The 22,955-nt window shown below is 73.1% G+C and carries 16 protein-coding genes and 3 pseudogenes; 5 read left to right on the forward strand and 14 right to left on the reverse strand.

What is annotated here, in order from left to right:
- Positions 1-57 precede the first annotated feature (57 nt).
- Positions 58-711, forward strand: a complete 654-nt coding sequence (locus OG852_RS02735; RefSeq protein WP_133916557.1) for a hypothetical protein — start codon at positions 58-60, stop codon at positions 709-711.
- 120 nt (positions 712-831) lie between these two features.
- Here OG852_RS02735 and OG852_RS02740 read toward each other — a convergent pair whose 3' ends face one another.
- The 3 genes from OG852_RS02740 to OG852_RS02750 all read right to left on the reverse strand — a co-directional run bounded on the left by OG852_RS02740 (position 832) and on the right by OG852_RS02750 (position 2,599).
- Positions 832-1,389 carry a DinB family protein gene (locus tag OG852_RS02740; RefSeq protein WP_133916556.1) on the reverse strand — a complete coding sequence of 186 codons (558 nt, stop codon included), beginning with the start codon at positions 1,387-1,389 and terminating at the stop codon, positions 832-834.
- A gap of 335 nt (positions 1,390-1,724) precedes the next feature.
- Positions 1,725-1,919 (reverse strand): hypothetical protein, encoded by a 195-nt coding sequence (locus OG852_RS02745; RefSeq protein WP_133916555.1) that lies wholly within the window; start codon positions 1,917-1,919, stop codon positions 1,725-1,727.
- A 233-nt stretch (positions 1,920-2,152) separates the two neighbouring features.
- Positions 2,153-2,599, reverse strand: coding sequence for a hypothetical protein (locus OG852_RS02750; protein WP_133916554.1), 447 nt, complete (start codon positions 2,597-2,599; stop codon positions 2,153-2,155).
- Positions 2,600-3,395: 796 nt separating this feature from the next.
- Here OG852_RS02750 and OG852_RS02755 point away from each other — a divergent pair.
- Positions 3,396-3,647, forward strand: a complete 252-nt coding sequence (locus tag OG852_RS02755) for a hypothetical protein (RefSeq protein WP_330346936.1) — start codon at positions 3,396-3,398, stop codon at positions 3,645-3,647.
- Between the two features lie 59 nt (positions 3,648-3,706).
- Here the strand turns inward: OG852_RS02755 and OG852_RS02760 are convergent.
- A pseudogene (locus OG852_RS02760) lies at positions 3,707-3,876 on the reverse strand (ISKra4 family transposase); the annotation flags it as partial.
- A gap of 22 nt (positions 3,877-3,898) precedes the next feature.
- Between OG852_RS02760 and OG852_RS02765 the strand changes: the two are divergent.
- Positions 3,899-4,903 (forward strand): annotated as a pseudogene (locus tag OG852_RS02765) (ISL3 family transposase); the annotation flags it as partial.
- Positions 4,904-5,305: 402 nt separating this feature from the next.
- Here OG852_RS02765 and OG852_RS02770 read toward each other — a convergent pair.
- Positions 5,306-5,466, reverse strand: a pseudogene (locus OG852_RS02770) (dienelactone hydrolase family protein); the annotation flags it as partial.
- Between the two features lie 351 nt (positions 5,467-5,817).
- Between OG852_RS02770 and OG852_RS02775 the strand changes: the two are divergent.
- The gene (locus OG852_RS02775; protein WP_330346937.1) at positions 5,818-6,783 is read left to right on the forward strand and encodes an aldo/keto reductase; all 966 of its coding nucleotides are present in this window, start codon (positions 5,818-5,820) and stop codon (positions 6,781-6,783) included.
- Positions 6,784-6,926: 143 nt separating this feature from the next.
- Positions 6,927-7,412 (forward strand): GNAT family N-acetyltransferase, encoded by a 486-nt coding sequence (locus OG852_RS02780; RefSeq protein ID WP_133916551.1) that lies wholly within the window; start codon positions 6,927-6,929, stop codon positions 7,410-7,412.
- A gap of 13 nt (positions 7,413-7,425) precedes the next feature.
- On the opposite strand, the gene argB is transcribed toward OG852_RS02780, so the two are convergent.
- From argB to OG852_RS02825, 9 genes are all read right to left on the reverse strand, one after another.
- Entirely contained in the window at positions 7,426-8,226 is an 801-nt protein-coding gene (gene argB / locus OG852_RS02785) for an acetylglutamate kinase (protein WP_330346938.1), read from the reverse strand.
- The gene (locus tag OG852_RS02790) at positions 8,223-9,914 is read right to left on the reverse strand and encodes a condensation domain-containing protein (RefSeq protein WP_133916549.1); all 1,692 of its coding nucleotides are present in this window, start codon (positions 9,912-9,914) and stop codon (positions 8,223-8,225) included. The genes argB and OG852_RS02790 overlap by 4 nt, the downstream gene beginning before the upstream one ends.
- An 89-nt stretch (positions 9,915-10,003) precedes the next feature.
- A complete protein-coding gene (locus OG852_RS02795) occupies positions 10,004-11,785 on the reverse strand; it encodes an ABC transporter ATP-binding protein (RefSeq protein WP_330346939.1) in 1,782 nt (593 codons plus the stop codon).
- Complete coding sequence (locus tag OG852_RS02800; RefSeq protein ID WP_330346940.1) at positions 11,778-13,640, reverse strand: ABC transporter ATP-binding protein; 1,863 nt, start codon at positions 13,638-13,640, stop codon at positions 11,778-11,780. The genes OG852_RS02795 and OG852_RS02800 overlap by 8 nt, the downstream gene beginning before the upstream one ends.
- A gap of 67 nt (positions 13,641-13,707) precedes the next feature.
- Positions 13,708-14,544, reverse strand: coding sequence for an SDR family NAD(P)-dependent oxidoreductase (locus tag OG852_RS02805; RefSeq protein ID WP_330346941.1), 837 nt, complete (start codon positions 14,542-14,544; stop codon positions 13,708-13,710).
- Positions 14,545-14,747: 203 nt separating this feature from the next.
- A complete protein-coding gene (locus OG852_RS02810; protein WP_330346942.1) occupies positions 14,748-16,970 on the reverse strand; it encodes a penicillin acylase family protein in 2,223 nt (740 codons plus the stop codon).
- Positions 16,964-20,080 (reverse strand): amino acid adenylation domain-containing protein, encoded by a 3,117-nt coding sequence (locus OG852_RS02815; protein WP_330346943.1) that lies wholly within the window; start codon positions 20,078-20,080, stop codon positions 16,964-16,966. Before OG852_RS02815 ends, OG852_RS02810 begins: the two co-directional genes overlap by 7 nt.
- Positions 20,077-21,726 carry a condensation domain-containing protein gene (locus tag OG852_RS02820; protein WP_330346944.1) on the reverse strand — a complete coding sequence of 550 codons (1,650 nt, stop codon included), beginning with the start codon at positions 21,724-21,726 and terminating at the stop codon, positions 20,077-20,079. The genes OG852_RS02815 and OG852_RS02820 overlap by 4 nt, the downstream gene beginning before the upstream one ends.
- Positions 21,723-22,949: a MupA/Atu3671 family FMN-dependent luciferase-like monooxygenase gene (locus OG852_RS02825; protein WP_330346945.1), complete on the reverse strand. Its 1,227-nt coding sequence runs from the start codon at positions 22,947-22,949 to the stop codon at positions 21,723-21,725. The genes OG852_RS02820 and OG852_RS02825 overlap by 4 nt, the downstream gene beginning before the upstream one ends.
- Between the last annotated feature and the right edge of the window lie 6 nt (positions 22,950-22,955).

Raw genomic sequence — 22,955 nt, forward strand, 5'->3', positions numbered from 1 at the left:
GATCTTCCCCTCGCCCTGGAGCAGGCGTCGGTCTGGCTGCGCGAGACGGGGATGCCGGTGAGCACCTATCTCGACCTGTTCAACCGGCATTTCACGGCGTTCGTCGACGAAGCTCCGCCCTTCGACTGTCCGGTCGGCGTGAGCACGGCGTGGCACGTGTCCCTGACGCGCCTGCGCAACGAGAGCCCGGCGGCTGAGCGGCTGCTCCACGTCCTGGCCCGGCTGGCTCCCGAGCCCGTCCCGACGGCCGTGTTCACCCGCCTCCACGACGAGGGCCCGGCGGCGCGGTCACCCGTAGGCGACCTACAGGACCTGGCCGGCGCCGTGCGGGCCATCAGCCGCTACGGCCTGGCCCGCGTCGACCACCTCGCCGGCACCGTCGAGGTGCATCGCCTGATGAGCGCCGTACTGCGCGAGGCCATGTCGGAGGAGGAAGAGGACCGTTCCCTGCGGCTCGCCCGGTCCCTGGCGGCCCTGCTCCCGCCGGGCCCGTCCCGCACCGCTCACCTGCTCGCCTGCCGGGCCGCGGAATCCCAGGATCCGGTGGTGCGGTCCGCGATCCTGGACCAGTTGGTGTGGTCGGCGGCGGAAGGCAGCACCGAGGACGAGCACCGCCTGGCCGAGGCGGCGTACGACACCTGGTCACGGTCGGACACGGCGACCGCCGCCGAGCTGACCGCCGTGGAATCCCACATGCGGTCCACCGGCTGACGCCATGCGGTGGGTTGTCATCACGGGCCGACTGGGCCGCTCGCGCAGCCCCTGCTCACCCTCGCCCGCCAGCGGCGGATCCACTTGCGGGCCATGAAGCGCGGGATGCCCACCGGACATTCAGCTCGGTACGGCTCCGTCCTGCCAGCGGTAGAGGTCGCGCAGCAGGGAAATCTCGGCGCCGTGATGGATCAGCTCCCTGTTGACGTGCAGGATCCTGTTCTCCATGGGAAACCGCTCGGGACCCACCGCGGGCGGACTCTCCAGGTCAGCGTCCGAGAGTTCGCGGACCCCCGCGTTCCATCTCCCGTACATCTCATCGAGCTGCTTCAGCGCCTCGTCAGCGGTCCCCGCGTAGGCGAATGTCTCGGAGTCGACGTCCTGGCCGCCGAAGTACCATCCGACCCGATAGCCCAGGCACGAGACGATGATGTGCGCCAGCCGCCAGGCAATCGTGGTCACCGGCGCCGGCTCCGGGCCGGGGGACGCGTAGTCCATCGTCCATTCCCCCGAACCTACCGACATCGGTGCGGCCGACGTGCCACGTGGGCGGATACTCCAGCAGCCGCGCACCGGCTCCCAGAAGTACTCCTCATCGGTAAGACCGTCCAGCCGCGGCCGTAGGTTCTTGTGCCAGTACCAGTCCAGCTGCTCCGCGAGCCGCTCGCTTCTTGTCATTTTCCGCACACTACTTACAACGGAGACGTGACTGCGACCCTCGCGAACACCGTCGCAGGATGGGCCCTTCGGGCCGCGCGGGACCTCGGACCTTGGTACACACCCGGAGGCCGTGACCCGTCGCTCCGGCGCCGTCCCCGGCACGACACGACGCGTCGGCCCCGCCTCGGCCTCCGGTCGGTCGGGGGCCGGGTGGCTCAGTTGGGCGGTGGCCTCGGCCTCGATGAGTTCCTGCAGGATCCGCTGGGCCAGGACCCTGATCAACTCGATTCCGTCCGCCTCAACGAGCTTCGCTACTCGGAGCAGAGATCGCTGCTACACCACTCGGCGGGACATCATCCTGCGACTGTCGGTCCGTTCAAACGCCCACACAGCGCCGGGGGGTCGGCGGAGTCACCGCTGGCCCCTCGTCGCGGCAGCACCGTGATGCGCCGGCTGATGGCGTTGACGATCAGTACGGCGAGCCCGGCGCCGTTCCCGAACACTGCCTGCCTGGTGATCTTGTCGTCGATGCCGTACGGCTCGGTCACCGCGTACGGGTCGGTCTCCAGTGCCTCGTCCTCACCAGCATGCTGCCTCCATGCCGCGGGCCCTGACAAAGCCGGTCTCCTGGCCCCGAGGCCGGCTCTGTCGGAGATTTGACTTTGACAACAGCACCGTGACTGTCGCGCGTGTGCCGCTGCCGAGCCCTCCGAGTCGAGCCGCTCAGCCCCTTGCTCGGGCCCGGAGTGCCCAGTCGTCCTCTATAGCCTTTGCCGAGCGGCTAGCCGCAGTTGATCCACCGGTGGTCGGTGGTGCGGCCCGGAAGGAATATGACATTGCGGCAGGTAAAGCCGCCGTTCTCCCGGACGTCCTGATCGACGGAGAACTGGTATGCGGAGCCCGTGGAGGCGCCACCGGCACAGTCACGGCTGCGGTAGACCAGGACCTGGTACTGGTCACCGGCGACGATCCTCGGCAACTGGGGGTTGAAGTCGTTGGCGCCGGCACCGGCCACCACGTTCCCGCAGGCCCCTATGCCCGAGCTCAGATGAGTGAACCGGACACTCTGGATTCCGCTACCAAGCTCGCGGTCGCTGCCGAACTTGGCAAACCAGGCGCTGGCGGCCGTTGCTGTGCCTGTGGTGGCCGCAAGGGAACCGACCAGTGCGGCGGTCACCAGAGCGGCGCTGCCCAGCAGGCGCGCAGGGGATCGACGGTTCAAAGACATGAGAAGAGTCCTCCAGTGGGGGGGATGAGTGAGAGATCTCCAACAGGCCGCCTCGGGCACTTCGAGCCGCCCGGCGCGTTGAGGCATCTATGCCAGGGCACCGGACCGGGGCTCGAGTACGACCGCATCCGAAGAATATCTTGAAAGTTCCAGTAAAATTAAATCGACTTCCAGCCACCATATGCGCGGGAATCGGACACCCAGTACCTGCTCGGCGACCCACACACAGTGGTCCAGGGCGGCCTGGGCGATGGGGCTCTCCCGCCGTCCCACCGCCAGCCCGCCCCTTCGGCCCTTGCCGGAGCGCTTGACGGACCAGGTGCAAGCCCGTGTCTGTCGCCTCCGCGAGCAGGACCAGGACGGACAGGGCAGGCATCCCCGCCAGGGCGAGCGTTACGGCCAGGACCAGGACGACCGCGACGACGGTCGCCTCCAGAGCAGTCAGCGGCTGGTCGCCGGGCACCACGCAGGCGGCGCGGGCAGTGTGAGACACAGTGTTCTGCCGTTCGGTGTCTGTTCGGGCTCCCCCACTGGCGTTCACTGCGCTGGCGGTTGCCGTCGCCCATGCGAGTGACATTCCTCGATTGACGGGGCGAACGAAATGGCCGTTGACAATATTGCGCTGGAACTCGGCGTAGGGAGGCTGCACAACGGACTGCTTTGCGTAGATCTCGTCCCGCTAGGCACCCGTGGGACGCCGCGGTGGTTCTCCAGCCGTGAGCGGTGTGCAAGCTGAAGTTGCTGGTCACGGGGGGGTGTGCGTGGGCATCGGGATGCTCGTGCTGGTTGCTGGCGCGTGACTTTGGTGAAGATCGTCGGCCATCGGGCGACTTCGCGGTTCGCGAGGACCAGCAGGGCCCTGACATCCTCACGGAGGGAGACGACGGCCAAGTGCGCGCCCGTTTCCAAGGGCATCGGCATCAATACGGACGGCACGAGCGGCAGCGTGACCTATGAAGACACCTTTGTGCTCACCGGCCAGGGCTGGCGCATCAGTTACCGCAAGGTCGTCGCACGGCGGGTGCCGTTGGGCGGGCGAAGGAAGTGAAACGGGCACAGCCCCTTGCAGGAAGCCCGGATGTAGATCTCGCTGGGGCAGGCCGCTGATCAGGCTGTGAGGCGGTGGTCGTGTCGGTCGGGGGTGGGGTAGAGGCGTTCGTGTTCGCGGGCGAGGTGGTGTCGCCAGTACTCCTCGAAGTCGCCGTTGTCTTTCAGCGCGCGGAGTTCGAGATGGCTTCGGAACCGGCCAGGCCCCAGCGTGCCCCGGCGGGGCTCAGGGGAACCCGCGGGATGTCGCATATCATCGACGCGGAGACCGGCGAGCGCATCGACGTCCTGCCCGACCGGACCCTGGAGACCGTCAGGGACTGGCTGCGCGCCCCCCGGCGCCGAGTACGTCTGCCGCGACGGATCCGGCTCCTACGGCGAAGCCATCCGCCAGGCCCTCCCCGAAGCCGTGCAGGTCAGCGAACGCCGGCACCTGTGGAAAAACCTCTGCGACAAGGTCCACGCCGAGGTCCGCTCCCATGCGCCGTGCTGGTCCGCAGTGAACCCCGCCCTGTCCGGCGGCGTGCGCGAGCAGACCACCCGCGAGTGCTGGCCGCAGGTCCACGCCTTGCTCGACAAGGGTGTCGGCCTGCTCGAATGCGCCCGCCGCCTCGACGTCGCCCTCAACACCGTCAAGCGCTACGCGCGCATGAAGGAGCCCACCGGGAGAAGACCGCGCCGCGGTACAAGCCCACACTCGTGGACCCTTACCGCGAGCACCTCCGCGCCCGGCGTGCCGCCGACCCCGCCGTCCCGGTCCAGCAGCTCTTCCGCGAGATCCGGAAGCAGGGCTACACCGGCAGTCTCAACCTCCTCTACAAGTACGTCACGCAAGGCCGCATCGAGGGCGAACGGCCGGTCACGACCCCGCAGCGCTTTTACCGGCTCCTCCTGTCCCGCCCCGAGGACCTCCGTGACAAGGACGCAGCCTTCCTGCGGGAACTCACCTCTTCCTGCCCAGAGTTGGGCGAACTCGCCCGCCTCGCCGCAGAGTTCGCCCAACTCCTCTCTCCGGCCGAGGGCAACGACGCCAAGCTCACCGAGTGGATCGCCCAGGTCCGTGCCACTGACCTGCCCCACTTGCACTCCTTCGCCAACGGGCTGGAACTCGACCGGGACGCCGTCGACGCCGGCCTGACTCTGCCGTACCACAACGGCCGCACCGAGGGCGTCAACACCCGCACCAAAATGATCATGAGGCAGATGCACGGGAGGGCCGGCTTTGCCCTCCTCCGCCACCGCATCCTGCTCCAGTAGCCCCCGCCACCCACCGCTACCACCGACTACGGGCCAGAGCCACTCACGTACAGACCCGCGTCCCAGCGCAGCTGGATTCGGGTGGGTCATGGGGTCAGCCCGGCGGCCGAGGTTTCGCCGAAGCCCTCGGCCCCGGTCGAGGTCGGTCGTGGGGATGATGTGGATGAGTCGGTGATCGGGGAGGCGGACCGGGTGGACGATCGCGGTGAGGACTTCGATCTCCTGGTCGTCGTGTCCGGGGAAACGGACGAGGTGACGGTGTAGATCGCGGCTCGCAACGACGCTGTCATCGTGTTTGTTCCGGATGCAGCGGCATTCGCGGTCGGAGAGTATCTGTGCGGCCAGGGCGTGCAGTCGGAGGTCGTGCCGGCGGCCGGCATGCACGGGGCCGGCATCTGCCCGGCCCAGATGGCACCCGCCGTGGAGGTCGAACGACAGCGCTGCGTATCCCAGATCGGCGAGCGCATCGGCCCGGCGGCCGGAGCCGGCCGGGAGGGCCAGGCGCCCGATCACCGTCAGACGTCGGCCGGGTACTCGACCGTGCGCGTGGTAACGGTCGTCATGCGGCCGGACTGTAGTGATCGTCGAGATCCGCCGGGCCGGGGTTCCGCCGCCGGCAGAACAGCGGAAGATCTTCCCATGGTTCCCCTCGTTCCTCTGGAGCGCGTCTCCCTCCGGAACGCGGCGATGGCTCACGGCCCGCCGCAATCCCGTTCCCGCGGCAGCGGTTTCGGGCCACCTGCCCCGGTTGCAGCGCCGAGGCGAACCCGCCGTCTCGGAGCACCGTCTGCGTCTCCATCCGCCGCCCGGTGCTGATGGTGCGTGACTTCCGCTAAGCTCACCGTGACATCCACGCCTGCACCATCGAGCGCTGGGGCCGCGCCTCGGACAGCGGCCCGCGGGGGAGTGAGACGATGCGCCATCGTACCCTCGGAGCCGGTGGCCCGGTCGTCAGTGAGGTCGGCCTCGGGACCTGGCGGCCCCTATTGCGGGACGGGCGGCACGGCGCCGCCCGTGTCGTGGGCGCCGCCCGCGACCTCGGTATCACGTTCTTCGACACCGCCGGCTCGTACGGTGACGCGGAGGAGGTACTGGGCACCGCCCTGCGGGGCGCGCCGAGAGAGTCCTACGTGCTGTCCACCAAGGTCTACTACGAGCCCGGAGGCGCGGTGGCGGGGCTGTCGCGCGCAGCCGTCAGAGCAGGTGTCGAGCGCAGCCTGAAGGCTCTCCGCACCGAACGCATCGACCTGCTCAGCGCCCACCGGTTCGACGACCGCACTCCCCTGGCGGAGACCGTCGCGGCCTTCGGGGAACTCCTCGCGGAAGGCAAGATCGCGCACTATGGGTTCAGCGAGTGGACGGCGCAACAGATCACTGCGGCCTGCGCGGCGGCGGCGGAACTCGGTATCCGGCCCCCGATCGCCAGCCAACCGCAGTACAGCGTCCTGTGGCGGGTACCGGAGAAGGCCGTCGTGCCGCTGTGCCAGGACCTCGGCATCGGCACGGTGGCTTTCTGGCCGCTCGCCCAAGGCCTGTTGACCGGCAAGTACGCCCCCGGCCAACCGCCCCCGGAGAGCTCCAGGGCCGCGGACCCCACAGGGAAGCTCCTGATGGACCACCTCATGGCGGAGCCGATCCTGGAGCGGGTGCAGCTCTTCGCCCGGCTCGCCCGGCGCGGGGGCATGACGCCGGCCCAGCTCGCGGTGGCGTGGGTGCTCAACCGGCCCGGCGTCACCTCGGCGCTGGTCGGCGCCTCGACCCCCGAGCAACTGGTCGAGACGGCGTCCGCCGCCGGGGTGCTGCTGTCGGAACCCACCCTGGAACTCATCGACAAGGTCTTCGCCGGATGTGTCTACGACGACGTCGCCGGCACCGGCTGAGGACGCTCCGGCCCGGATGCCGTTCGAATTCCGCCGTCCGCCGGTCCGGAGCGAGCCCGTTTCGAGATGATGGCGGGGACGTCGCACCACTGTTGCCGCGTTCGGCGGGCGATCTTCGCTGACCGCCTGAGTCCTGGAAGCACATGACTGACACCTCCCCGCCGTCCGACCGGGACGTGGCCCTCATACGTGCGGCGGTGCCCGCCGACGCGGGACGCCTCCACCTGCTGGCGCTGCCGTTCATGCGGGCCGGCTTCCTGCGGCACCGGCCCCCGGCCGTCTTCGGCGAGCGCGTCGCCGACTTCCTGGTGGCCGAGCACGACGAGCGGCTGGTCGCGTGCGCGGGGGTGCAGCAGCTGGCGGACCAGTCGACAGCCGCGGTGCTGTACAACTTCTGCGTCGACGAGGCGTTCCAACGCCGGGGCATAGGCGCGCGGTTGTTGGCCGGCAGCGTCCAGCACGCCAGGGCGGGCGGGGCGCGGCGGCTCTACACGGCGACGATCCGCCGGGACGGGTGGTTCGAGCGGTTCGCCTTCCGGCGGGTGGAGCCGGCCGACGTCCCGGCCTCCTGGGCGGCCCGGCTCAGCCCGTCCCGCGGCTCCCTCCTCTACGTCCGCGACCTCGCCTGAGGGAGCGGGCCCGTCACCGGTGCAGGGTGGTCCCGTGACCGGGCTCGGCGGCGCACGCGCTGAGCAGCGCCTGGTCGCCGACCAGCCAGACGACGGGCACACCCGACCGCAACGCGCTGAGGGCGCCGGACAGCTTCGGCAGCATGCCGCCCCGTGGCGGCCGGTCGCGCAGCAGCGCCGCGAGGTCGTCGCTGCCCATGCGGGCGATGACCGACGACGGGTCGGCCGGGTCGGCCATCAGCCCCTCCACGTCGCTGACGTAGACCAGCTGGTCGGCCGACAGCGCGGCGGCCAGGGCGGCCGCGGCGGTGTCGGCGTTGAGATTGTGGAGCAGTCCGCCGGCGTCGGGCGCCACGCTCGCGACCACCGGCAGGAGGCCCGCCTCGCACGCCGTGGTCAGCACCTTCGTGTCCACGGCGGCGACCTCGCCCACCCGGCCGAACCTGGCGACGCCGTCGACGCGCAGCGTGCGCGCCGTCATCATCCCGGCGTCCTCGCCCGACAGGCCGACCGCCGGTATCCCGGCGCCCTGCAGCTGGCCGACCAGGTCCTTGTTGATCCGGTCGACGAGCACCGTGCGGACGACGTCCATCATGGCGGGGTCGGTGACCCGCAGGCCGTCGACGAAGCGCGGGGTCAGCCCGCGCCGGGCGGCCTCCTCGCTCACCTCGCGGCCACCGCCGTGCACCAGGACCAGCCGCCGGCAGCCGCCGGCCAGCACGGTCAGGGCGCGCAACGCGGCGGCGGACAGCCGGCCGCTCCGCATCGCCGCGCCCCCGTACTTGACCACGAGCACCGGCCCGGCCCCGGTCAACGCTGCTCCCCCCCGCGGTGCTCGGTCACCGCGGCGACCAGCCTCCCGAAGGTGGGGCTGCCCACCGGCAGGTTGAGCGGCAGCGAGCAGTCCAGCTCCTCGCCGAGCAGCAGCATGAGTTCGGCGGCGAGCAGCGAGTCGCCCCCCGCGGCGAAGAAGTCGTCGCCGTCGGCCGGCGCCTCGGCGTTCAGCAGCCGTCGCCACAAGCGGCGGGTCTGCTGACGGACCGTGGGATCGCCGTCCGCAGGACGTACGGCCGGCGCGTCCGCCGATACCGGCGCGGTGGCGATGCCGGCGGGGGCCGAGGACGGAGCGGGGACGGTGGCCGGCCCGGGGTCCGGGAACCCGCTCGGCTCCGGCGTCCGGCCGGGAGGGACCGCCCCGGCCGGCCGCGGCTGCGCGGTCATGCGTTCCAGGACGCCGACCAGCCCGGCCGCCAACCGCGCGGCCTGCGGGGGGTCGATCAGGGCCGGCGAGTACAGCAGCCCGCCGCGGATCGTCCCGTCGGGCCGCGGGTCGAGTTCGACGGTCACGTCGTTGCTGCTGGACAGGCCGGCCGCCGGGAGCGCCGTGACCTCGGCGCCGGCCAGCTGAAACGGCCGGCCGAGGCCGTCGCGCAGGGCGAACAGGACCTGGGTGAGCGGGTTGACCGGCAGAGTGCGGGGCAGCCCGAGCTCCTGCATCAGCAGCGGGAACGGCACGTCCTGGTTCTCGATCGCGGCGAGCATGACCGATCGGGTCACGTCCAGCAGGCGGCCGGCGGCCGCCGGCTGCACCGGGATGCGCAGCGGCAGGGTGTTGGTGCTCAGCCCCACCAGGCGGTCGAACTCGGGCAGCGACCGGCCAACCGTCGACATCCCGATCACGGCCTCCCCGAGGCCGGTCTCCTCGGCCAGCCAGCGGGCGGCCGCGGCGATCAGCACCGTGGAGACGCTGGTCCGCGCACCGACGGCGAGCCTGCGGGCGGCCGCGGTGAGCGAGGCGTCACAGAAGATGTCCTCCCACCGGCCCTCCGACGTGCGAACGGTGGGCCGCGGCTTGAGGAAGGGGAGCTGGGCGGGGCCGGTGATGCCCGCCAACTGCTGCTTCCAGTACGCCATCTGACGGTCGAACCGCCCGGTGTCCAGCCCCTCCTGCTGCCAGGCGGCGAAGTCGGCGAACTGGCGGTGGACCGGGGGCAGCGGGTCGGGTCGCTGCTGGAGGAACGCCTCGTAACAGGCGGCGAGTTCCCCCCGGACAATGCTCATGGCCCGGCCGTCCACGGTGATGTGGTGCGTGGTCAGCAACACGGTGTGCCGCTGCGGAGCATGCCGCAGGACCCGGCAGCGCAGCAGCGGCCCACGGTCCAGGTCGAACGGGGTGGTCGCCTCCTGTCGCGCCAGCTCCGGTACGTCGGACGCGGCAACGCTGTCGAGGAGGTCGAAGCCCGGCGGGAGCTCGGGGTGGATGACGCGCAGCAGCTCGCCCTCCCGGAGGGTGAACGTGGTGCGCAGCGCCTCATGGCGGCCGGTCACGGCGGTCAGCGCGGCGTGGAAGGCTGCCGGGTCGAACGGCCCGTCGACCTGCCAGGCGTAGGCGAGGATGTAGGCGGGGATGTCGCGGGCGTACTGCGAGGTCAGCCACAGCCGCCGTTGCAGGGCGGTGGCCGGCGGGTGGTAGGGCAGGGTGTGCAGTCGGGCGCTACGCATCGGACGCGTTCCTTTCGGACGGGTACCCCGTGATCCGCGGACGTGGCCGGGGGCATCAGGTCGCGGGACCGGGCCACCGGGCCCGTCGCTCACCGGTACGCCTGGCGTTGCAGTGCGTGGAGCTGTGCGTACGAGCCGCCGAGTGCGAGGAGTTCGCGGTGCGTGCCGGCCTCGGCGATCCGGCCCCCGCGCAGCACCACGATCAGGTCGGTGTCGCGCATGGTGCCGAGCCGGTGCGAGACGAGCAGGGTGACCGCGCCTGTGGCCCGGCCGATGGCCCGCGCTGCGGCGGCGTACCGGTCGAGCAGCGCCTGTTCGGCGGCCGGGTCGATGGCCGCGGTCGGCTCGTCGAGCAGGAGCAGCAGCGGGTCGGTGCGCATCATGGCGCGGGCGACGGCGAGCTTCTGCCACTGCCCGCCGGACAGGTCGGTCCCGTCGTCGAAGCTTCGCCCGAGCGGGGTGTCCAGCCCGCTGCCGAGGGCGTCCGGCAGGGTCTCGGCGTCGGCGGCGCGCAGGGCGTCGGTGACGGCGAGGGTGTCGTCGATCCGGGGGAGATCGCCGATGCCGACGGTGTCGCGCAGCAGGAACTGCGGCTTGGCGAAGTCCTGGAAGCCCGCCGTGATCCGGGAGCGCCAGTCGGCGAGGTCGAGGTCGCGCAGGTCGGTGCCGTCGACCAGGATGCTGCCGTGCGTGGGGGTGGCCAGGCCCGCCAGCAGCCGGACCAGGGTGCTCTTGCCGGCCCCGTTGTCGCCCACCACACCGACTACGCTGCCGGCCGGCAGGAACAGGTCGGCGTCGGCGAGCGCGTCGTGGTCGGCGCCGGCGTACCGGTAGCCGAGGCCGCGCAGCTCGATGCCCCGGGTGAGCCGCCGCGGCGCCGGGAGGGAGCCGGTCCACAGCGCCTCGGCCGTCTGCGCCCGGGCACGCAGCCGGAGCAGCCGGGTTCCTGCCTCCTTGCTGTTGTGGACGGCGTTGCCGAAGCGGACGGTCTGCGCCATCTGCTGGCTGACGCTGGCCACCAGGGTCAGGGTGAGGACGACGTCGCCGAGGCCGATCCCGCCGGTGACGGCCTGGCGCGCCACGAGGATCACGGCGCCGGCGTAACCGATGGCGAAGACCAGCCAGCCGCCGGCGACGTACAGCGTGCCCAGCAGGCCGGCGCGGTCCAGCCGTGCGTCGGCCGCGAGCAGGTGGCGCAGGTGCCGGTCGCGGAACTCGGAGCGCAGGCCGTAGATGCGCAGTTCCTTCGCCGGACCGGCGGTGGTGGCCTGCTCGAACAGGAAGCGGGCGTGTCGCTGGTCGGCGGCCGTCTCGGTCAGGGCCCGCTGCCTGAGCCGCTCCAGCCGCGAGCCGGCCGCCAGCGACGGCCAGGCGAGCAGCGGCAGGAGCAGCAGGAAGGGGTTGACGAAGGCGAGCGCGACTCCGGTGGCGACCGCCCGCAGCACGGCGCCGATGAGCAGCGAGGTGACGTCGCACCCTTCGGCCAGGTGCATGCGTTCCGTGGCGAGCAGTTCGAGTTCGTCCAGCCAGCCGGAGCGTTCGGCGGGCTCGACCGAGGTGGTCGACAACCGCATGATTTCCCGGTCGACCAGGTGGGCGGTCTGTTCGATGAGGGGCACCGCCAGCCGGATCGCCACCGAGCCGGCCGCGAAGCCGAGCGCGTTGATCAAGGCGATGACCGCGGCCAGCCGGACGGTCGAGCCGAGGTGGTGGGCCTGGATGGCCTGGACGGTCAGCTTCAGCCCGTAGGCGGAGGCCACCAGCGTCAGCGGTCGCAGGCTGAACAGGACGGTGAAGGGCAGGGCGCGGGCCCGGTCCGCGCGGAAGGACAGGGCGAAGGCGGCGCCGAGGCCGCGCAGCGAGTCACGCACGCGCCTCACCTCCGGTGCGGGGGCCGGTGAACCGGTCGGCCTGGATGCGGAACATCCGGGCGTAGGCCCCGTCCGCGGCCATGAGTTCCTCGTGGCTGCCGTTCTCCAGGACCGTGCCGTGTTCGAGGACGACGATGCGGTCGGCCCGGCGGGTGGTGGAGAAGCGGTGCGAGATGAGCACGGAGGTCACTCCCTCGGTGAGCGAGAGGAACCGGTCGTTCAGCTCCGCCTCGGCGCGTACGTCGAGGGCGGAGGCCGGCTCGTCGAGGATCAGTAGCCGGGCTCCGTGCCGGACCGCGAACAGCGCGCGGGCCAGGGCGAGCCGCTGCCATTCGCCGCCGGACAGGTCGCGGCCGCCGGCGAACTTGGCGGACAGCATGTTCTGCCAGCCCTGGTCCAGCCGGTCGATCAGCTCGGTGGCCCCGGCCTGCTCGGCGCAGATCCGCATGCCGTCCATGTCGCCGATGTGCCCGACGGCCCCGAGTCCCACGTTGTCCGCGGCGCTCAGCTCGTAGTGGACGAAGTCCTGGAAGACCGCGCCGATCCGCCGCTGCCATCGGCCGGTGTCAGACTCCGTCAGCGGGATGCCGTCGATCAGGATGCGGCCGGCCTGCGGCTGGTACATCCCGGACAGCAGCTTGACCAGGGTGCTCTTCCCCGCCCCGTTGACGCCCACGACGGCCAGGGACCGGCCGGCCGGGATGTCCAGGTCGAAGCCGCTGAAGACCGGTTCGGCGCGTCCGGGGTAGCGGAAGCCGACTGCCTCGAACCGGACGGCCGGGGCGGCGCCGGGAACGGCTGCCGGTGGGTCGGAGGCGGCCGGCGGGAGGGCGTGTTCGAGCGCGCGGACCAGCGGGACCGCGGCGGCCCCCTGGTCGATCTTCACGTTGTCGGGGCTGACGCCCATGACGGCGCTGAGCCCGAGCAGCGCGCCGGCGTAGGCGGTGAAGCGCCCCGCGCTCAGGTCGCCGTGGGATGCGGCGAGGCCCAGCACGGTGAAGCCGCAGAGCTGCACGGCCATCACCCCGGCGGTCAGCAGGGGCATCAGGAGGCGGCCGTCCCGGCGGGTCCGCCACAGGCCCGCCATGGCGGCCCCCCACTCCTGGTGGAAGCGCAGGTCGAGCCAGTCGCGCAGCCCGAAGATACGGATCTCCTTTGCCGCTTCCGGGTCCCGGGCGAAGTCGCGGACGTACGTCGAGCGGCGCAGCTTCGCCGGGGTGCCCATCAGCGCCTGCTGGCCGCGCCGGTAGTCGGCGACGACCCCGCTGGTCAGGACGGCGAAGCCGGCCAGCAGGGCCAGGGCGAGCCACCAGTGGAAGACGGCGATCAGCGCCGCGCAGGCCACCGCCTGCAGGCGGGCCGCGCCGATGTTAGCGGTCGCGATCAGGGCGTCGCGCGGGGTGAAGCCGGCGGTGCCGACGCCCTGCGCCCCCGTCACCAGGTCGAGCGTGGCGGTGTCTTCGAGGTGGCCGATGCCGGGGGGGCCGAGCGAGGCGGCCATGACGCGGTCCCGCAGCTGCCGGGTCAGGCGCCGTCCGAGGGCGTCGGCCGTCTGCTGGGCGACCGGGACCAGCAACTGCTGGAGCAGGAAGCCGAGGGCGATCAGGACGCCCAGCACGGTGACCTGACGCAGTGCCCAGGCGTGGCCGTGGGCGGCTGCGCCCGACACCACGTCGACCAGCCGGCCGTTGGCGATCGTCAGGGCCACCGGCGCGAGGGCGGCGCCGACCAGTGCGAGCAGCAGCAGTCCGGCCAGCGGGAGACCGGCGGACGGCAGCATCACGAGCATCGCCAGGAGCGGTGAACCGCGCCGGGCGGGCCGTTCACCTGCGGGGCCGGGCGGCCGCGGGGGCATGCGATCGTTCTCCTTCCCGTCCCCTGGCGGAGACGCATGCTGCCCCGGGCGGGGCCGCGCATCAGATTCAGATGAGGCGGAGCGGCGGCACGGTGTTGTGGGCGCGTACCCAGCGGAAGGCGTCGCTGGTGGCCTGCTGGCCGCCGTGGACCGGCAGGGTGACCCCGGAGACCCAGCCCGCCTGCTCGCTGCACAGGTAGAGCACCGCGGCCGCGACGTCCTCGGGGCGGCCGAACCGGCCCAGCGGGTAGAGGGAGGCTCGGTCCTGCCGGTCGTCCTCGTCGGTCAGCCACGGCTGGGTCATCGCGGTCTCGATGAGGGCCGGGGCGACCGCGTTGACCCGGATGCCGTCGGTTCCCAGTTCGTACGCGAGGGCGCCAGTCAGGCTGATCAGGGCGGCCTTGGCCGCTCCGTACAGGGCCTCGCCCGGGGCGGGGAACAGGCCGTCGATGGAGGCGGTGGAGACGATGGCGCCGCCGGCCCCCTGGGAGGTCATCACGCGGGCCGCGGCCATGATGGTGAGCAGCGGGGCCTTGACGTTCACCCCGAACACGGAGTCGATCGACGCCGCGGTTGCGTCGGCCAGCGGTCCCGCGGAGCCCGGCACGTCGCCCCACCCGCCGACGTTGCCGACGAGGATGTCCAGCCCGCCCATCCGGTCGGCCGCCTCGGCCACGGCCTGTTCGGCGGTCTCGGGATCGCCGCAGTCGGCGGCGATCCAGTGCGCGGCGCCGCCGGCCCCGCGGATCTCCCGGGCCACGGCCTCGACGTCAGCGGCCGTTCGAGCGACCACGGTGACCTGGGCGCCCTGGCGGGCCAGCAGCAGCGCCACCTCACGGCCGATGCCGCGGCCGGCCCCGGTGACCATGGCGCGTGCGCCGTCGAGACGAAAGGGTTCCGACACTCGTTCTCCTCGTGGATCTCTCGACCGTTCTCGATCAGGCACAGGACCGGGCCGCGGCCACGGGAGCGAACGCCTCGCTCACGGCGGCCGGCACGGTCATGGTGGGCGTCTCCCGCGCCGCTCCGGCTGTGTTCCGCGGCGCGGACGACGCCGCCGATCTGCATGGCGGCACCGTCCGGCACCTGTTCTCGGACTCCCGCCACTCATGCCTGCCCCGGCGGGATGGGTACCAGCCGCGTGGCGGCGCCGCCGGTCGGCGGCGGGTCCAGCGGGCGGGGGGCGGCGATCAGCCAGGCGGCGAACTGGTCGCGGTAGAAGGGGCTGCGCGGGTCGCCGGACTGGCCCCCGGGAAGGTTGAGGAGGGCCTGCGCGGGCCGGCCGGGGGACGCGGCGAGCCGCACGGCCGGGCCGAAGCCGGGCCGCGCCGCGCAGACCGACTCCGGGCAGCCCGGCATCTCGTCCTGGGGCAGGTCGAGGAGTGCGGCGAGTTCGGGCGCGAGGGGCGACATGGGATGGCGGATGCCGCTGGGGTTCAGCACGCCCCACCGCAGCGCCTCCGGGCCGGTATCCGGTGCCACGTGGCGCAACAGGCCCCCGCACACGTCGAGTTCGAACAGCAGGAAGCTCCGCTGGTCGCGGTGCGGCGGGGGGAAGAGCGAAGCGTCGCCCAACATCGCCCGCAGCGGCGACTCGTGCGAGTGCCAGCAGTAAACGAAATCCTCGTTCCCGGCCGCACAGCGGCTCAGCAGCGCGGCGAACAGCGACTCGCGCAGCAGCTCGCGCCAGGCGACCAGCACGGCCAGCCCGATCGCGTCGGTACCGGCGGTGCCGTCCCAGGCGCGGACGGCCTCGCGCAGCCGGCCGCGCTGCTCGTCGGCCCGCGTCACGGAGTCGGTGAGGACCGTGAGCGCCAGGTCGCGGTAGAAACCGTAGAACTGCGCGTCGGTGTCGCTCTGGAGTGCCAGCAGCCGGTGCTCGTCCCAGGTTCCGCCGGCGTCGAGCAGTTCGCCGATCCGTGCGGCCCGTCGGGCCGAGAAGTGGTTGGCGGCCAGGCCCGGGACCTGACCGTGCTCCCGGACGCCGTTGTTGGCGCTGACCAGCCGCCCCGAGGCCGGGTCGGTGACGTGCGGCAGCTCGTGCGGGGACCGGTGGGCGGTCCAGGCGCGGTCGGGCGTGACCGGTCCGGCGCCGTCGCGCACCGGGAAGCGGCCGGAGACGGTCCAGGCGATCCGGCCGCCGGAGTCGGCCAGCAGGACGTTCAGCGGCGGCCCGCCGGCCCGCCGGGCGGCCTGGGTACCGGCCTCGACGTCCCCGGCGGTCATCAGCGCGCCCAGTCCGAGGTCGACACCGCCCGGGTCGCGGCCCACCCAGTGCCGGGCCAGCAGGAGCCCGTCGGGTCCCGGTCCCTCGACCGGCCCCCACGGGCTGTCCCGCACCTCCACCTCGACCGGGTCGCCGTGGCGCACCAGGATGCGTTCACGCCGGGTGGTCAGGTGCGAGGGCCGCACCTCGACCAGCTCGACCACGTCCGCCGCCAACCGGGTCGCCCCCCAGGCCAGCGTGGCGCTGACCCCGGTCACGAAGACCGGAAGTCCGGGGACCGTCACACCGTCCACCCGGCCGTCCGGCCAGCGCAGGCCGGCCCGGTGGAAAAGGGCGGGCGCGCCCAGCGGAAGGTGCATGTCGTTGGCCAGCAGTGCTCGCCCGTCGGAGGTGTGCGAACCGGACAGGCCCAGGGCGTTCGAACCCCAGGGACGGTCGTCGGACGCCACGATCTGGCGGGCGCCGCCGGACGGGACGGGCGCCTCGGCGAGCAGGGCGCGCAGCGCCCGCACCGGCGGGTCGGCCTTCCTGCCGTCGGCCGGCCGGCCGTCCAGCCCCACGAGGTAGGGGTCGGACTCGCCGAGCAGGAAGCCGACGACCTCGGGCGGCAGCGAGCGGTCCATCAGCCCGCGCATCCGGTGGTGTTCGCCGTCGCCGCTGAGCATCCGGGCCAGCAGGAGGGCGACCAGCAGCGAGTCGCGCGGCCGCCACGCCTCCATGGGCAGGCCGAGCACCTCCAGCTCCAGCGGCGGCGGCGCGGCGGCGATCACCGCGTTGACGCCGCCGGTGTAGGCGGTGAGCACCGCCCGCTGGTCGTCGGGCAGGTCGCCCAGCGCCCGATCGGCGGCGGCGGTGAGCCCGGACCGGCGCTGCGCGGTGTCCTGGGCGACGGCCGGGGGTCCGAAGAGTTCGGCCAGCCGGCCGGCCGCGCTGCGGCGCAGCAGGTCGAGCTGGAAGAGGCGGTCGGTGGCGACCGCGTGGCCGAGGCCCGCCCAGCAGTCGGACAGGCAGGAGGCGCGGACGGTCGGGACGCCGCCGGCTCCGTGCTCGATCGTGACGTCGGCCCGCAGTCCCGGCAGGCCGTGCACGGCCCCGGTCACCACGGCGCGCCGGTGCTGCGGGCGACCGGCTCGCCGGGGGACGCCAGCAGGCGCTCCAGCAGCGACCGGACATCCTCCAGCAGGTGCCGGGCCGGTTTCTCGTCCAGCACCGACCTGCTGACCTCCAGCGCGAGTCGCAGATCGTCGTCCTCCTCGCGGACGACGAAGGACGCCGCGGTCGAGGACGGCAGGACGCCCGCATGCGATCCGTCCGGGGGCCGGTGGACCTCGAAGCGGGTCGGGCCGGCCTGGTGGGGCGGACGCGGCGGTTCCCAGGCCACACCGATGTGGAACGGCGGCTGTTCCGGCGGCAGTGCGTCGAAGGCCAGCTCCATCGGGGCGCGCTGGTGGGTGAAGCTCTCCAGCACCTCGGCGCGGGCGGCGGCCACCAGCGTGTCGAAGGCGGCGGCCGGGTCGACCGGCACGTCCAGCGCCAGGGTGGTACTGAACAGACCCACCGTGTGTTCCCACGCGGGGTCCTCGCGGTTGGCGCTCAGGGTGCCGAGCCGCACCGGCGACGGGGTGCCGCGGGCGTGCAGCGCTGCGGCGAGCGCGGCGGTCAGGCAGATGAACGGCGTGGCGCCCCGCGAGCCGGCGAAGTTCCGCAACCGGCCGGCGAGTTCGCGGCCGAGTGCGATGTCGGCGGTGGCGAAGTCGAACGGGTCGGCCGCCGCCGCGGGCTTGGGGCCGAGCCGCGGTTCCGGCACCGGACGGCTCAGTTTGGCGCTCCAGTACGCCAGGTGGTCGGCGTAGCGCCCCAGCTCCAGCTGCCTGCGCTGGTGCCCGGCGTACCGCAGGTGCCCGGGTTCGGCCGCGGGCCCGGCGCCGACGCCGCCGGACTGCCGGACGCCGTATGCCTCGGCGAGGTCGGCCAGCACGACGTTCAGCGACACCCCGTCGCAGAACAGGTGGTGCACCGCCAGCAGGAGGTACGAGCGGTCCGGTGACAGCCGCACCAGCCGGGCTCTGAGCACCGGTCCGCGCACCGGATCGAGGGGCTCGGCGAGCAGGATGCGGGCCTGCCGGACCGCTGCCTCCTCGGCGGACCGCGCGGCGAGGGCGCTCAGGTCCGTCACCGGGCAGGGCGGCGGCGTGACCGGGGCGACCGTCTGTGTCGGCGCGCCGCCGTCGGTCCCGGGGACCACCCGGCCGCGCAGCGCCGGGTGCGCCGCGACCACGTCGCCGAGCGCCGCGGTCAGCACCGGCACGTCCAGCGGTCCGTCGATGAGGACCGGCAGGAGCGCCGTGTTGAAGGGGGTGCCGGCCAGGAACTCCTGCGTCCGCCAGAGCTCCTGCTGCTGCACCGAGAGCGGGACGGGGACGTCCGCGTCCCGCCGCGGGCCGTCCGCCTCGCGCTGCGGGAGGCCAGCGACGGCCTCCGCCACCGCGCGGACCGTGCGGTGCTCGAAGATCACGCCGACGTCCACCGCGCGGCCGAGCTTCCTCGTCAGCCGGCCGGCCGCCCGGACCGCGAGCAGTGAGTGGCCGCCGAGTGCGAAGAAGTCGTCGTCGGGCGAGGTCGCGGGCCGGTCCATCAGCTCGTTCCACACCCCGGCGACCTGCTCTTCCAGCGGGGAGCCCCACACCTGCGGCTTGGCCGACGGCGCGACCTGCCCGATGGCCCCGGCGGCGATGGCCGCCCGGTCCACCTTGCCGTTCGGTGTCAGCGGAAGCCGGTCGTAGACGCGCAGCGCGGCCGGGACGAAGTGCCCGGGCAGCCGGCCAGCCAGTTCGGCCAGCAGGGCGGCGGACAGGTCGGGGCCCACCCGCGTGGACTCGACGCCCGCGGCGAGCACGACCTCGCCGCGGCTGTCCGAGGAGACGGCGATCGCGGCACGGCCCACCCCGTCCAGCGCCGCGAGAGCCGCCTCGATCTCGCCGGGCTCGACGCGGTTGCCGCGGATCTTCACCTGGTCGTCCAGCCGCCCGCGCAGGCGCAGCGTCCCGTCCGGCAGGAGGGCGCCCACGTCGCCCGTGCGGTAGAGGCGGTCCGCTCCGGTACCGATGAAGCGCTCGGCGGTCTCGGCGGGCGCTCCCCGGTACCCGCGGGCCAGGCACACCCCTCCCAGGTGCACTTCGCCGTCCTCGCCCGCCGGGACGGGCCGGCCGCCCTCGTCCAGGACGAGCACCCGGACGTTGTCGACCGGCCGGCCGACGGTCAGCTCGGCGCCGGCCGGCTGGAAGCCGCCGGTCACCTGGACGGTCGCCTCGGTGGGGCCGTAGACGTTGGCCATGGCGCAGTGCGGCAGAAGCCTGCGGGTGCGCGACCACAGGTCCTCGCGTACCCGGTCGCCCCCCAGGAACAGACTGGAGAGGGCGGGCACGGGGGCGGCCGCGGATTCCAGGACCAGCAGCAGTTCCTCCCACAGCGCGGGCACGCAGTGCAGCCCGGCGCCCGGGCGGGCGGTCAGCTCCGCCAGCAGGCGTTCCGGATCGAGCCGCAGGTCCTCGTCCACCAGCCAGACCGCGTCGCCGCGGGTCAGCGGAGCGATCACCTGCTGAAGACAGGCGTCGGAGGTGAGCCGGGTGGTGGCGGGCAGGAGGGCGACGCCACCGTCGACGCGGTTGGCCCGGGCCACCCAGCGGCAGTAGTTGACCAGGCTGCGGTGCGTGACCTCGACGCCCTTGGGCACGCCGGTGCTGCCGGAGGTGAACATGACGTAGGCGAGGTCGTCCGGCTGCACGGGGGCATCGGCCGGCTCGGCGGGACCCGACCACACCTCAGGTCCCAGGAGGATCGAGGGCGTGCCGGGGTCGGCCCGCAGGGCCCACTCGGCGGACTCCTCCTGCCCGCACAGCGCGGCGTCGGGGCGGACCTGCGCCAGCAGGGCGCGGGTGCGCTGCGGCGGGTCGGCGAGGCCGAGCGGCAGCCATGCGGCGCCCGCTGCGAGCGTGCCCAGCATCCCGGCCATGAGTTCGGGGGTGGCCGGGCCGAAGACCGCCACCAACGACCCGGGGCCGACGCCCACGTCGCGCAGCCGGGCGGCCACCCGTGCGGCGGCCAGGGCGAGTTCGCGGTAGGCGACGGTGCGGCCGGGCGCGTGCAGCGCGACGGCGGCGGGCCGGCGGCGGGCGTGCTCCGCGAACAGGCCGTGCAGGCAGGCGCCGCTCACAGGGCCGCCTGCTCGGCGACGAGCGTGCCGACCGCCGTCCGCGGCTCCCCGGTGACCGTCCGCAGGATGCCGTCGAACGTGGTGACCAGCGCCTCGATCACCTCCGGCGGGTAGCGGTCGGCCTTGTAGGTGACGTACCCGGACAGCATCGGCCCGTCCACGCGCAGCTCCATCGTCAGTCCGAAGGTGCTGGGGTCCAGTTCCTGGTCGTCACCGACGGCGAGACCTGACGCCTGGCGCAGGAAACCGCCGGGCACGGGGGTCTCGGGCACCCAGGACTCCTGGAGGGCGAAGCCCACCTGGAGCAGGTCGGCGGGGTCGATGCCGTCGCGTTCGCGGAGCGCGTCGACCACCTCCTCCAAGGGGACGTCCTGATGGTCGAACGCCTCCAGCAGGGCCGATCTCACCGCGCGCAGGTATGTCTCGAACGGGTCGGCGGTGTCGACGGGCACGCGCAGCACCAGGGTGTTGGCGAAGAGTCCGACCAGCGCCTGGGCGCCGGGCCAGCGGCGGTTGGCGACCTGGATGGCGGCCATCGTCTCTCGCGCACCGCTGCGGCACGCCACCGCCAGCAGGAACACCGCCAGCAGGATCGTGAAGTCGGTGGTGCTCTCCCGGCGGGCCAGCCGCGAGACCGAGGCCAGCGCCGAGGCGGGCACGGTGACGGGATGGGTGGCGCTCTGGTAGGTGTCGTCGCCGTCCAGCGCCCCGGGCAGCCGCAAATCCGGGTAGGGCGCCGCGAGCCGCTCCAGCCAGTAGGCGCGGGACGCGTCCATCCCCCCGGCGGCCCGGTGGGACACCGCCCAGGCGGCGAAGTCGGTGTACGTGAAGGGGAGCGGCTCGGGCAGCGCGGTGCCCTCCACCCGGGCCCGGTACTGGGCGGCGACGTCGGCCACCAGCTGGTTGCGCGACCAGCCGTCGAAGGCGATGTGGTGGGTGACCACCAGCACCGCGCTGCGGGTCGCGGTGAAGCGCAGCACCCTGAGCCGCAGCGGAATCTCGCGGACCAGGTCGAACGGCAGCCGGGCCTCGGCCTTGGCAGCCCGCCGGATCACCTCCTCGCGCGACGCCTCGTCCAGGTCCCCGTACTCGCGCTGCCGGACCGGCACGGTGAAGTCCGGGCGTACGGTCTGCCGGGGGCCGTCCGGGGTCTCCTCCAGGGTGGCGTGCAGGACGTCGTGCCGGCGGACGGCGCCGCGCAGGGCGGACATCAACAGGCGGGGGTCGAGGTTCCCGCTCAGGTCCACCCGCATGACCTGGTTGAAGAACGCGGCCTCCGGCAGGGTGCGCTCGACCTTCCAGAACTGCTCCTGGAGCGGGGCGAGCGGAGCGCTGTAGGGGCGTGACGGGGTGTGGACGAGCCGGACCGGCCCGTCGGCGGGTGCGTCGGCGACGATGCGCTCGCCGGTCTCCCGCGCATGCTCCCGGGCGGCGGCGACCAGGGCGCTCAAGCCGGACAGGGTGGGGTGGTCGAAGACGTCCCGCAGCCGCAGGCGGACGCCGAACTCCTCCGCGATCCGGCCGATCAGCCGGGTGGCGATGAGCGACTGCCCGCCCAGGCTGAAGAAGTCCAGGTCCTCGGCGCCCTCCGGCCGGTCGAGCAGCTCGTTCCACAAGTCCCGCAGACGCTCGCCGGTGTCGGTCACGCCTGCGCTCCGGCGCCGGCGAGGGTCCGGACGCCGGCCGTCTCGGCGGCTTCCCGCAGTTCCTGAAGGTGCACCAGGTTGGCCAGCACCTCCTTGGGCGCGACGCCGAAGTCCACCAGGCAGGCGATCTCGGTGACGCCCGAGGCGGCGAGTTCGCGGACCCTGGGCAGCGCGGACCGCGGTGTCCCGAACAGCCCGTTGGTGGTGAAGTAGCGCCCGAAGGCCAGCTCCGCCAGGGCCGCCCGGTCCGCGGCGCTCACCTTGGCGGGGTCGATGGCCACGTCCTTGCTGCTGGCCAGTTTCGCGAACAGCTCCATGTGCGAGCGCAGGTAGCCGATCATGGGGGCGTGGACCGTGCGCCGCACGGCATCCTCGTCGGACCCGACGAAGGTGTGGAGCATCGCGGTGACCGCGTGCTCGTCCGGATCGCGTCCGGCGGCGCGCAGTTCGTCACGGTAGAGCGCGGCCTTCTCGCCGAGTTCGGCGGGGCTCTGCTCCAGCAGGGCCGTCAGGACGTGCAGTCCCTCGCGGGCGCCGGTGCGCCAGGTCTCCGGCGAGGACGACGCGGTGATCCACAACGGGATCTCCCGCTGGACCGGGCGCGGGAGCGTGCCGATCGCGATGGTGCTGCCGGCGCCGTCCCGGCGCTCGACGGTGCCGCCGCCCCACAGCTCGCGTAACTGCCGGATGCCCTGCACCGTCCGGTCCCGGCGGTCGGCGTAGGCGTCGGGGGCCAGCGCGAAGTCGTTGGGGTGCCAGCCGGAGGCGAAGGAGACCCCGGTCCGCCCCCCGGACAGGTTGTCGACGACGGCCCACTCCTCGGCCACCCGCACCGGGTCGTGCAACGGGAGCACGACGCTGCCCGCCCGCACCCCCACCCGTTCGGTGACCGCGCTGACGGCGCCTGCCAGGACCGTCGGCGCCGGGTAGGGGCCGCCGAAGGAGTCGAAGTGGCGTTCGGGGAGCCAGATCGCCTCGAAGCCGTTGCGGTCGGCGAAGCGGGCGCAGTCCAGCAGGAAGGCGTAGTGCTCGCCGGTGGTGTGGTCACCGCCGGCCGAGAAGAAGAACAGGCTCCACTTCAGCGGCTGTCCGCCGTGGCGGGCGCGCACCGGGGCGGGAGCCTCGAGGGGCGGCGCGGGCGGCGGCTTGCGGGCGGCCAGCCGTTCCTGGAGCAACCGACGCTGCTGCGGGGACAGGGCGCGTATGCGGGCGTCGATTTCCACCACTGC

It is taken from the genome of Streptomyces sp. NBC_00582 (assembly GCF_036345155.1).
Taxonomy (GTDB): domain Bacteria; phylum Actinomycetota; class Actinomycetes; order Streptomycetales; family Streptomycetaceae; genus Streptomyces.